The sequence below is a fragment of the Streptomyces sp. NPDC021100 genome (assembly GCF_044333095.1).
Taxonomy (GTDB): domain Bacteria; phylum Actinomycetota; class Actinomycetes; order Streptomycetales; family Streptomycetaceae; genus Streptomyces.
This window is the reverse complement of sequence record NZ_JBIRQH010000002.1, coordinates 618,174-629,507: the sequence shown is the minus strand read 5'-3', so window position 1 is coordinate 629,507 and position 11,334 is coordinate 618,174. Positions and strand designations below refer to the sequence as shown.

General features: G+C 73.9%; 8 protein-coding genes. 5 read left to right on the top strand and 3 right to left on the bottom strand.

What is annotated here, in order from left to right:
* Nucleotides 1–185: 185 nt before the first annotated feature.
* A complete protein-coding gene (locus ACH4PU_RS06210) occupies nt 186–959 on the top strand; it encodes a thioesterase II family protein (RefSeq protein WP_398266778.1) in 774 nt (257 codons plus the stop codon).
* A gap of 65 nt (nt 960–1,024) precedes the next feature.
* Here the strand turns inward: ACH4PU_RS06210 and ACH4PU_RS06205 are convergent, their stop codons facing one another.
* Nucleotides 1,025–1,792, bottom strand: coding sequence for a LuxR C-terminal-related transcriptional regulator (locus tag ACH4PU_RS06205; RefSeq protein ID WP_398266775.1), 768 nt, complete (start codon nt 1,790–1,792; stop codon nt 1,025–1,027).
* A 483-nt stretch (nt 1,793–2,275) separates the two neighbouring features.
* The gene (locus tag ACH4PU_RS06200) at nt 2,276–3,865 is read right to left on the bottom strand and encodes a methyltransferase (protein ID WP_398266772.1); all 1,590 of its coding nucleotides are present in this window, start codon (nt 3,863–3,865) and stop codon (nt 2,276–2,278) included.
* A 304-nt stretch (nt 3,866–4,169) separates the two neighbouring features.
* Here ACH4PU_RS06200 and ACH4PU_RS06195 point away from each other — a divergent pair, with 304 nt between their 5' ends.
* Nucleotides 4,170–5,054, top strand: coding sequence for a YqcI/YcgG family protein (locus tag ACH4PU_RS06195; protein WP_398266769.1), 885 nt, complete (start codon nt 4,170–4,172; stop codon nt 5,052–5,054).
* Here the strand turns inward: ACH4PU_RS06195 and ACH4PU_RS06190 are convergent.
* Entirely contained in the window at nt 4,994–6,232 is a 1,239-nt protein-coding gene (locus tag ACH4PU_RS06190; RefSeq protein ID WP_398266766.1) for a cytochrome P450, read from the bottom strand. The two genes, ACH4PU_RS06195 and ACH4PU_RS06190, sit on opposite strands and share 61 nt — an antisense overlap.
* Nucleotides 6,233–6,512: 280 nt before the next feature.
* Here ACH4PU_RS06190 and ACH4PU_RS06185 point away from each other — a divergent pair, with 280 nt between their 5' ends.
* From ACH4PU_RS06185 to ACH4PU_RS06175, 3 genes are all read left to right on the top strand, one after another.
* Nucleotides 6,513–7,919, top strand: coding sequence for a hypothetical protein (locus tag ACH4PU_RS06185; RefSeq protein WP_398266762.1), 1,407 nt, complete (start codon nt 6,513–6,515; stop codon nt 7,917–7,919).
* A gap of 91 nt (nt 7,920–8,010) precedes the next feature.
* Entirely contained in the window at nt 8,011–8,235 is a 225-nt protein-coding gene (locus ACH4PU_RS06180; protein WP_398266759.1) for an MbtH family protein, read from the top strand.
* A 2-nt stretch (nt 8,236–8,237) separates the two neighbouring features.
* Nucleotides 8,238–11,312, top strand: a complete 3,075-nt coding sequence (locus tag ACH4PU_RS06175; protein WP_398266756.1) for a type I polyketide synthase — start codon at nt 8,238–8,240, stop codon at nt 11,310–11,312.
* Nucleotides 11,313–11,334 lie beyond the last annotated feature (22 nt).

Below are 11,334 nucleotides of genomic sequence, written 5' to 3'. Positions count from 1 at the left end.
TTCCCCTCCTCCCGATTCCTCCCGATCCGCTTGCCGCGGGCTCGGCGGGATATGTACGCTCGCGCCTCCCGCAGTACGAGGCGTGAGGTACACGGCGTGAGGTACGGGATACGGGGTACGCACGGCCGCGGCCGTCGGGCGGACCGCCCCGCGACGCCCGGCCACCGGAGCACGGGAGAGCGAGCATGACGGACGGGACGACGGCGGACCGACGGTGGACGCGACGGCATCCGGCGCTGCCGGGCGCCCCGCGCCTGGTCTGCTTCCCGCACGCGGGCGGCGGGGCGAGCGCCTACCGGGGCTGGGCCGACCGGCTGGCGCCGGAGGCCGAGGTGCTGGTGGTGCGGTACCCGGGCCGCGAGGACCGGTTCGAGGACCCGCTGGTGCCCGACATGGCGACGCTCGCCGACCGCGTCACCGCGGCGCTGCCGCTGTCGGCGGACCGGCCGCTGACGCTGTTCGGCCACAGCATGGGCGCGGCGGTCGCCTTCGAGGTGGCGCGGCGGATCGAGGCCGCGTGCCCGGGCGGGCTGGCCCGGCTGTGCGTCTCGGGCCGTCCGGCCCCGCACGCGGCCCCGGAGTCACAGGTGCACCTGCTGCCCGACGAGGACCTGGTGGAGGACCTGCGCGCGCTCGCCGGGACCTCCGAGGCGATCCTGGACGACGCGGAGTTCCGCGCCCTGTTCCTGCCGGCCGTCCGCAACGACTACCGGCTGATCGAGACGTACCGGCCGGAGCCGGGGGCGCGGATCGCGGCGCCCGTGTCGGCGTTCTGCGGCACCCATGACCCGCACGTCCGGCCGGAGGAGATGCCGCGCTGGCGGGAGGTGACGTCCGGCGGCTTCACCCTGCGGACGTTCCCCGGCGGGCACTTCTACCTCCAGGACCACCTGGACGGGATCGTCGGCGAGGTGGCGGGCCTGCTGGGGCCGGCGGGGGCGGCGTCGCTCGCGGGGTGAGCGCCGCCCCCGGCCGGCCGGGACCGGAGGCTCACGAACCGCCGGGCCCCGCCCGGTCGGCCCGTTCAGGCGGACGAGCGCTGCTCGGCCACCCCGCCCGCGACGCCGATCTCGTACGCGAGGATGACCGCGTCCACCCGGTTGCGCAGGGCGAGCTTGCGGCAGATGCGGTTGAAGTGCGACTTCACCGTGGCCTCGGACAGCACCAGCACGTCGGCGATCTGCTGGTTGGTCAGCCCCTGGGCGACCAGCCGGAAGATCTGCAGCTCGCGCGGGGTGAGTAAGGCGAGCTCGCCCGCGGGCCGGAAGGCCGCGGCCGGGTGGTCGCAGCGCAGCGCGGCCAGCACCTGGCCGACGATGTGCTCGCTCATCGCGACACCGCCGCGGGCCACGGACCGCACGCCGGAGACGATCTCCTCCGAGGACTCGCGTTTGTGCAGGAAGCCCCGGACACCGGCCCGGGCGGCCCCCAGGATCCGGCTCTCGGTCAGCCCGGTCGCGGAGGTGAGGAGGACGACGCCGGCGCAGCGGCCGGTGTGGTCCTCGACGAGGCGGCGGGCCACCCCGAGCACGTCGGGGCCGGGGAGGTCGGCGTCCATCAGGACGACGTCGGGGCGGTGGAGGCGGGCGAGTTCCAGGAGGCTGTCGCCGTTGCCGGCCTCGCCCTGCACCCGGAACGCCGGGTCGGCCTCGAACAGGGCGCGCAGTCCGCGGCGCACCAGCGGCTGTTCGTCGCCCAGCAGCAGTCCGAAGCGCGGGCCGCCGCCTCCGCTTCCCGCGCCCGGCGCGCGGTCACCCGGCCGTGCCGTGCACCTCTCCGTCCGTTCGGCCACACCGCGTACGGCACCAACGCCCCCCATTGTCACGTTCCCCCATCAGACGTCGTCGCAGGTAAACCGGCGCGTGCACCGCGCGGAACCGGAAACCTATTACCGGTCACAGCGTAGGCGAGCTTTTGCGGGTTCCAAGGGGCCGGATCATTGCGGTCGTAGATTGGCGTGAATTCCATTTGCTCTTGGTGGGGGCCTGCTGGTCCTCATGGCCGTCTTTTGGCCGAAACGCTGTCTTTGGAAGCTCTTTACGAGATGATAACCATTCCCAATGGTGTCTACATGTAATCGATATTCGGCCACCGGCGGACGGCCCGTTCCCGCCGTCGGCGGTCGACGAACCCCCTTGAGGTGGGCGACCGGGACAGATGTCCGCAAACGGCGTCCACCTGCCCGGATGCCCGCAAGGGCGTTCAAGTCAGCTGACTCGCCATCACTTCGGCGCGGCGTCCGGGGCCGGTGCGCGGCGGCCCCGGAGCGGCCGGATCAGGCCCAGTGGAGCGAGCGCAGCGCCGCGTGGTCCGGCTCGCCGCCGGGGGTGAGCGGGAAGTCCTCCAGCAGGACGAACCGGCCGGGTCCGGCCGTCTCGTCGGCCAGCCGCTCCCGCACATGGGCGCGGAGCTTCGCCGGGTGCAGGTTCTCGACCCTGCCGTACCACGGCCGGCTGACGGGCCGGCGCGGGGGAGCGGGCTCGGCCGGGAAGCGCACCTCCGGCGCGGGCCCGCCGCCGTCCGGCGTCCGCATCAGAGCGACGTCGAACGCGCCGTCCGGCAGCGAACGGGCCCAGCTCAGCCGGACGGTGTAGGGCGGCGCGGACGGGCCCTCCCCGAGCTCCCACAGGTCCTCCGGCTCCACTCCGCCGCGCGCCGCCCCGGCCGCCGCCCGGACCACCTCCCCGGCCGTCGCCGGGCGCCCGGGCCGGGACAGCAGCTCCGCGGCCCACCGGTCGGCGAGGATACGGGCGTTGGGAACGCCCAGTAGGCCCAGCGCCTCCGGGCGCTCCTCGGCCAGGCGGCGGCGCAGCTCCGGCACGCCCCCCGCGGCGGACCACGGCTCCCAGGCGGGCACCGCCGCCTCGCCGCCCGGGACCGCGTCCAGCCGGATCACCGCGTCGTAGCGGTACCGGTTCATCTCCGTGGCCCGCCGACCGCGCCGGGGCAGCACCGCCACGTGCGCGACCCTCGGCAGCCGGCCGACCAGCCCGGTGAAGTACGAGGGGTCGATGAGGAGTTCGGTGCCGGTGCAGCAGCGCCGCTCGACGAGCGCCTGCACCTTCTCGGCCGGCGCCCGCTCCGGGGCCCGGCCGAGCTCCAGGCCGGCGCAGAACGCCCGGTTCACGGCGGGTGAACGGATGTCGCCGACGAACAGGTACCCGCCCTCGGCGACCGCGTCCACCGCCCCGCGCACCACGCGGTCCAGGTACTGCTCGTCCGGGAAGTACTGCGACACCGAGTTGACGACGAAGCCGTCGACGGACCCCGGCGCCACCGCCGACAGGTCGTCGGCGGGCGCCTGGAACAGCTCCAGACCCGCCGGCGGCCGGCCGCCGAACGAGGCCCGGATGCGCTCGACGGCGCCCGCCGAGATGTCACTGGCCAGATAGCGGTCGGTGCCCTCGACCAGCCGGTGCAGCAACAGGCCCGTCCCGCAGCCCACTTCGAGCAGCCGACGGGCCCCGAGGCCCCGGATCCTGCGCACCGTGCCGTCCACCCAGTCGCGCATGTCGTCCTCGGACAGCTCGGCGCCGGTGTAACTGCTCAGCCAGCCGCGGATGTCGAACGTCGGGTCCTCGGGCTCCGGCTGGGCGTACACGTGGTCGTAGACGCCCTGCCACTCCGCCACGTACTGCCGGCCGAGCTCCGCGCCGTCGGCGGCCACGGCCTCGTTGCGGCGCGGCATCACATAGGCGGTACGGGTCCGGGTGCCGTCGGCGTGCTCGTCGGCCAGGACGGCGGAACGGGCCACGCCGGGGTGGGCGTCCAGAGCCCGCTCCAGCGCGCGCAGGCTCTCGTCGGTGATCCCCTCGGGGGCGTCGGAGTTCCGCGCGGTCGGCGTCTCCGGGGCGGGAGCGGACATGTGCTTCTCCATTTCCGGCCGGGCGGGCCCGCTGCGGGTGCCCCGGCGAATACAGGTGGCGGTGGGTTCCCGGGCGGCGAGTTCCCGGTCGGAAGGACCGGTAAAACGCCGGCCGACAGGACGGGCGCACATGCTAACCGGCGGATTTCCCGCCCGGAAGGAGTTCCGGAACGTTCCCGGCGCACCGGGGAGTTCGTCCGGACTCCGGACAACATCCTTATTTCCACTCCTGGTTGCACGGGCCAATGCGTACCCAGGTTGGACGACCGGGCCCCGGCGGCGCTGGTAGCGTCCACGCCGACCGATGCCCTGGGTGAGGGGCAGCCTGCCGCGGAATCACGACCGTCGGGGTGAGACTGAATTGTCGGACAACGTCATTGGCGAAACCCCGGCCTGGGGTCCCGCACACATAGAGGAATTGCAGCGGACACTGCTGTCGGAAACATCGCCCTTTCCCTGCACCTTCGCCGTGGCGGGAACGAAGAAGGACACCCTGCGCTACGGTTTCGTCGAATCGCTCGACGACGAGGAGAGCTGGGCGCCGCTGGGCGACCTGCTCGCCGCGTACCTGGAGCAGTACCGCGAACTCGGCCGCGAGACCTCGCTGATCGTCTTCTTCCGGCCGGACGGCGTGACCCGGACGCTGGAGCAGTACCGCGAGCGGTTCTGGGCGGTTCTGCAGCACCTGCACGACCACGACCGCGCGCCCTGGCCGGCGGACGTGCCGCAGGACACCGAGGACCCCTGGTGGGAGTTCGGCTTCGGCGGCACGTCCCTCTTCGTGGTCTGCAACACCCCGGCGCACGTGCTGCGCCGCAGCCGGCACAGCCCCGCGTTCTTCATCACCTTCCAGCCGCGCTGGGTCTTCGAGGAACTGGGTGCCGACACCCCGCCCGGCAGGGCGGCGCGGCGGACCATCCGCAAGCGGCTGAGCCGCTACGACGCCGTCGAGGCGGCCCCCGAACTCGGCTCCTACGGCGACCCGGACAACCGCGAGTGGCGGCAGTACTTCCTGGCCGACGAGCCGGAGGACGAGACGGAGCCGGGCGGGGGCCCCGCGGCGGCCCGCTGCCCGTTCCGGCACGGCGGCGGGCCCGAGGTCCCCGCGGGCCGGTCCGCGGGCGCCGGTCAGGCCACCGGCTTCGACAGCACCAGCCGCTTGACGCCGAAGATGGTCGGCGACTCGTAGGGCACCGGGGCCTCGGCGAACCGGGGCTCCGGGCAGCGCTCCAGCAGCCGGGACAGCGCGATCCTGGCCTCCATCCGGCCCAGCGGCGCCCCGATGCAGAAGTGGATGCCGTGACCGAAGGACAGATGGGGGTTGGGGCTGCGCGTGACGTCGAACGTCTCCGGGGCCGTGAACTGCCGCTCGTCGTGGTTCGCGGACAGCACCCAGGAGGCGACCATGGTGTCCGCCGGGATGTCCACCCCGCCGAGGGTGGTCTCCCGGGTGGTCAGCCGGTACGCCAGCGGAGCCGGCGGGCTGAAGCGCAGCACCTCCTCCAGGGCGGCGGGCACCCGCTTCGGGTCCGCCCGCAGCGCGGCCAGGGCGTCCGGATTGTCGTTCAGACAGATCAGGCTGTTGCCCAGGAGCAGGGTGGTGCTGATGTGCCCGGCCAGCAGCAGCATCAGCGTGATGGTGAACACCTCGCTCTCACTGAGCCGTTCACCCTCGACCTCGGCGGCCACCAGCCGGCTGAGCACGTCGTCCGACGGGTTCCGGCGGCGGTGCGCCGCGTGGCCGAGGACGTACGACTCCATCTCCAGCAGCAGGTGGTTCATCGCGTCCGGCACCTGGAGGCGGGCCGAGTCCACCGCGCCCGTGTCGTGGTGCGCGGAGACCAGCGCGTCCGCCCAGCCCCGGAACATGGCGTGGTCCGCGGCCGGCACGCCCAGCAGCTCGGCGATCACCGTGACCGGCAGCGGGTTGAAGAACGCCTCCACCATCTCGACCTCGTCACGGCCCGCCATCGCGTCCAGCAGCCCGGCCGTGATCTCCTCGATCTTCCCCTCCAGCGCCAGCACCGCGCGCGGTGTCAGCGCCTGGGAGACCAGCTTGCGCAGCTTGCCGTGGCGCGGCGGGTCGGTCACGCTCAGATGCCCCTGGAGGAGGCTGGGCACCGTCCGCTCGCCCTCCGGCGTCCGCACGGTGACCGGATTCGCCGGAACCAGCCGGCCGAAATCCGAGGAAAAGGTTTCCGCGTCCTTCAGCATCCGCTGCGTCTCGGCATATCCGAAAACCTGGTACGTCCCGGTCGCCTCGTCCCGCAGCACCATATTCTCCCGGCGGTTCGCGGCCAGCCAGCCGCGCAGCGCCCGTCCGCCGTCCGCGGTTCCGGGCGGTGGGCCGGTCACGGTCTCGGTCATGCGTTCCACACCTTTCCTCTGCGATTCCCGCGCGCCCGGTTCAGGTTCCCGGCCGGCGCAGCCACCATAACCGCCGACCGCACCCCGGCACACCATCGCAAGGCGTCAACTCCGGGTGGAGACAAGGGCTTCCAACCCTGGTTGGACGACGCCGATCCACAATGCTGGTTGAATTTCCGGCGCTTGAGGCCGCGCGCGAGCGGTGCGCCGCCCCCACCGGTGCCGCCCACCGGTGCCGAAGCCCGTGTCCCCGGTAGATGGACCACGAAAGGGAAAACGCATGAGCCCCGTCTCGCGCATCAGGAGCACACCGGACGACCCCAATGGAATAGTCCGCCAATACGCGGCGAACACCCCGTTCCGCAGCGCGACGTCGGAGGAAATGGTCAACCACGACAATCCCTTCCGCCGACCGGTCCGGCCGCACGACCTCGGATTCCTGGACTACGGCCAACCGCTGCCCGCCGACGAGGCACTGCGCCTGCGCGGACTCCTCGGCCACCGCATGCTCCGCACCGTCTACGACGCCGACCTCCTCTTCCTGCCCACCGGCGGGGAGGACCACCCCAGCCGGCAGGACGCCGCGGCCTTCCGGAGCGCGGAGAACCGTATCCTCGGCCGCAAGGCCGCCGTGGTCCTGGAGGACCACCTCTTCTCCTGGCTGGACGAGGACCGCCCCGAGCCCGCCGGTACCGGCGTCGACGCCCTCGTCCGGCACGTCCAGGGCGTCCTGGAGGAGCGGCGCGCCCTCCCCGGCCGCGCCCTGAAGGCCGCCGCGGGCTGCCGCCACCGGCGCGAGGCCGCCCTCTTCTCGCTCGTCCAGCTCACGGCCGTGCACCCCGCCGCGCTCAGCGCGGTCGGCCGCAACCTGCTCGGCGACTACGACACCGCCCACCCCGCCCTGCGCGGACTGCTCCTCGACGACTACCGCGACCGCGCCGGCCGCGCACCCCTCTACCGGCGGCTGCTCGCGGCGGCCGACCTCAGCGCCGAGCCCTACGCCTACTGGCAGTTCCTCCTCTCCTCGGCGCTCGGCACCGCCAACCACCTCCACCGGGTCGCCCACGACCACGGGCGGTTCGGCGAGTTCCTCGGCGCCTGGACCCACCACCGCCTCGACGAGGCCGTCACCGCCCCCGCCCGCGCCGACCTCGTCCGCGAGGGCCTCGGCATCGAGCACCCCGCGTACTTCGCCGACGCCCCCCGCCCGTCCGCCGACGACCTGGCCGCCCTCGTCACCGCCCTGGTGGGCCCGCTCGCGGACCGGTTCGGCGAGGAGGCCGTCACCGCCTTCCACCGCGGCTTCGAGGACGCCCGCCGGCTCGCCGCCGTCCACGACGAGGACCTCGCCGTCCAGCTCGATTGGGCCGACCGCCTCGACGAGTACCGGGTCAAGGCCGAGAAGCTCGACGCCCTCATCCGCGAGCGGGACATCGAGGTCGACCTGGAGACCTTCGTCGAGTCGCACGAGGAGACCTCCACCACCCACGTCCACGACGACCACCGGCTCGTCGTCGTCGAGGTCGGCCAGATGCACTTCTGGAACAACGTCGACCAGCAGATCCCCATGAACGAGGGCGACAAGCTCCTCATCCCGGCCGAGCGCCTGCACGGCTCGATGGTCCTCTCCGGGACCTGCACCTACCACCAGCCCGTCATCTCCGACGACCTGCTCGCCCAGGTCTGACGACCCCCGCCCGACCAGCCCCCGTCCGTCCGGCCCCCGCCCGGCACAGCGCGAAGGACTTCCGGTGACACTTCCGGTGACAGAAGACTCGGTGACTGAGAAACAGGGCGGCGACCACTACCGCGTCGTCGTCAACGACGAGGAGCAGTACGCGCTGTGGCCGGCGGACCGCGACAACGCGCCCGGCTGGCACGACGAGGGCACCACCGGCACCCGGGAGACCTGCCTCCGCCGCGTCGAGGAAGTCTGGACCGACATGCGGCCGGCGTCGCTGCGCCGGCGCATGGACGGTACGGCGGCGGACGGGACGGTGTGACGGTGACCCTGGACACCACCTCAGGCCCGGACCGCGACCGGATCGCCGTCATCGGCTTCGCCGGCCGCTTCCCCGGCGCGGACACCGCCGAGGAGTTCTGGCAGCTGCTGTGCGAAGGGCGCGAGGCGCACACCGAGTTCACCCCGGAGCGGCTGCGGGCGGCGGGCGTCCCCGAGGACCTGCTCGCCGATCCCCGGCTCGTCCGCCGCCGGCCCGTGCTCGACGGCGTCGAGCGGTTCGACGCCGCCTTCTTCGGCTACACCCCCCGCGAGGCCGAACTCCTCGACCCGCAGCAGCGGTTGTTTCTGGAGTGCTCCTGGGAGGCCCTGGAGTCGGCGGGCTGGGACACCACCCGCTTCGACGGCGCCGTCGGCGTCTTCGGCGGCGGCGGACCCACCTCGTACTGGCAGCGCCACCTGTCCGCCGACCCCCGCTACCTCCGCGAAGTGGGCGAGTTCCAGGCGCTGCTGGGCAACGAGAAGGACTTCACGGCCCCCCGCGTCTCGTACAAGCTCGACCTGCGCGGCCCGAGCGTCAGCGTGCTCAGCGGCTGCTCCTCGTCCCTCGTCGCCGTCCACCTCGCCGTGCAGAGCCTGCTCGACGGCGAGTCGGACATGGCGCTGGCCGGCGGCGCCACCGTCTACTTCCCTCAACACGCCGGCTACGTCCACACCCCCGGCGGGGTCAACTCGCCCGACGGGCACTGTCGGGCGTTCGCCGCGGACGCCGCCGGCACCGTGCCAGGCGACGGCGCCGGTGTCGTCCTCCTCAAGCGGCTGGAGGACGCCCTGGCCGACGGCGACCGGGTGCACGGCGTCCTGCTGGGCACGGCCGTCAACAACGACGGCGCCCTCAAGGCCGGCTTCACCGCGCCCAGCGTGCGCGGCCAGGCCGACGTCATCGTCGAGGCCCTGGCCGTCGCCGGCGCCGAGCCCGAGACCGTCTCGTACGTGGAGACCCACGGCACCGGCACCCCGCTCGGCGACGGCATCGAGGTCGCCGCCCTCACCGAGGCGTTCGGCTCCGAGAAGCGCGGCTACTGTACCCTCGGCACCCTCAAGCCCAACATCGGCCACACCGACACCGCCGCCGGCGTGCTCGGGCTGATCAAGGTGCTCCTCGCGTTCCGGCACGAGGAGATCCCGCCGGCCCTGCACAGCGGCACCCCGCACCCGGACATCGACTTCCCCTCCACTCCCTTCCGGGTCAGCCCCCGCGCCACGCCCTGGCCCGGGACCGGCGAACCGCGCCGGGCCGGCGTCAGCTCCTTCAGCGTCGGCGGCACCAACGCGCACGTCATCCTGGAGGAACCGCCCCCGGCGCCCGAACCGGCGGACACCCCCGAGGGGCCCGAGCTCCTCGTCCTCTCCGCCCGGACGCCCACCGCCCTCCAGCGCTCCGCCGAGGCCCTGGCCGAAGCGCTGCGCGCCGACGACGCCCCCGCCCTCGCCGACGCCGCCCACACCCTGCGCGCCGGCCGCCGGATCTTCCCCCACCGGCTGGCCGTCGTCGCCCGCGACCGGAGCGAAGCGGCGGCGGCCCTCGACGGCACCGGCATCACCCCCGTGACCGTCGGCCACGCCGACCCGTCCGCCGCCCCCGCCCTCGCCTTCCTCTTCCCCGGGCAGGGCAGCCAGCGCGCCGGCATGGGCCGCGGCCCGTACGCCACCGAACCCGGCTACCGGGCCGTCGTCGACGAATGCGCCGAACTCCTCGCCCCGCTGCTCGGCGAGGACCTCCGCACCGTGTTGTTCCCCGACGCCGGCCAGGAGGCCGCCGCCGAACGCCTGACCAGGACCCGGCTCGCCCAGCCCGCCCTCTTCGTCACCCAGTACGCGCTCGCCCGGCTGCTGGAGTCGTGGGGCGTGCGCCCGGCGGCCATGCTCGGCCACAGCATCGGCGAGTTCACCGCCGCCTGCCTGGCCGGGGTGCTGACCCTGCCCGACGCCCTCCGGGTGGTGGCCCGCCGCGGTGAACTCGTCGACCGGTGCGCCCCCGGCGCGATGGCCGCCGTGCCGCTCCCCGCCGACAGGGTCGGTGAACTCATCGCGCATGAGCCAAAGTTGGTGGTAGCCGTCGTCAACGCCGCCGACCAGACCGTGGTCTCCGGCCCCGCGGACGCCGTCGAGGCGCTCGTCGCCCGGCTGACCGCCGACGGGACCGACGCCCGGACGCTGCACACCTCGCACGCCTTCCACTCCCCGGCGATGGACCCGGCCGTGGCCGAGTTCACCGCCACCGTCGCCGGCGTCCGGCTCAACCCGCCCGCCGTCCCCTTCCTCTCCTGCGTCACCGGCACCTGGATCACCCCCGAGCAGGCCACCGACCCCGCCTACTGGGGCCGCCAGCTGCGCGCACCCGTCCTGTTCGCCGACGCCCTGCGGGCCCTGCGCCGGGAACCCGGCCGGCTGCTGCTGGAGGTGGGCGCCGGCAACACCCTGCGCGCCCTCGCCTCCCGCGACGCCGCCCCCGGACAGCCCCCGGTGATCCCCACCCTCGGCACGCGTCACGACGCCCCGGACGCCGCGCCCGTCCTGGCGGCCGTCGGCCACCTGTGGACGCGCGGCGTACCCCTCGACGCGGCCGCCCCGACGGCCGCCGGGGACCGCCGCCGGGTGCCGCTGCCCACGTACCCCTTCGAACGGCAGCGCTTCTTCGTCGACCTCCCGGCGGCGCAGGCGGCCGTACCAGCGGCCCCCGCGCAGGAGCCGGCCGCCGGGACCCCGCCGGCCGAGGAGGCGCCCGCGCTCACCGGGTACGCCCGCCCCGACCTGCCCACCCCCTACACCGCCCCCCGCACCCCCCTGGAGGAGACGGTCGCCGGCGTCTGGCAGGAGGTCATGGGCGTCACCCCGGTCGGCGCGCACGACAACTTCTTCGACCTGGGCGGGCACTCCCTGATGGCCGCCCAGGTCGTGGCCCGGCTCCAGGCCGTCCTGCCGGTCACCCTCACGGTGACCGACCTGCTAGCGGAGACCCAGACGGTGGCCGGCACGGCCGCGACCGTCGAACGGCGGCTGCACGAGAAGCTCGCCGCCATGTCGGACGACGACGCCGCCCGGCTCCTGTCGGAATAGCGGACATCCCGGAACCCAGCGG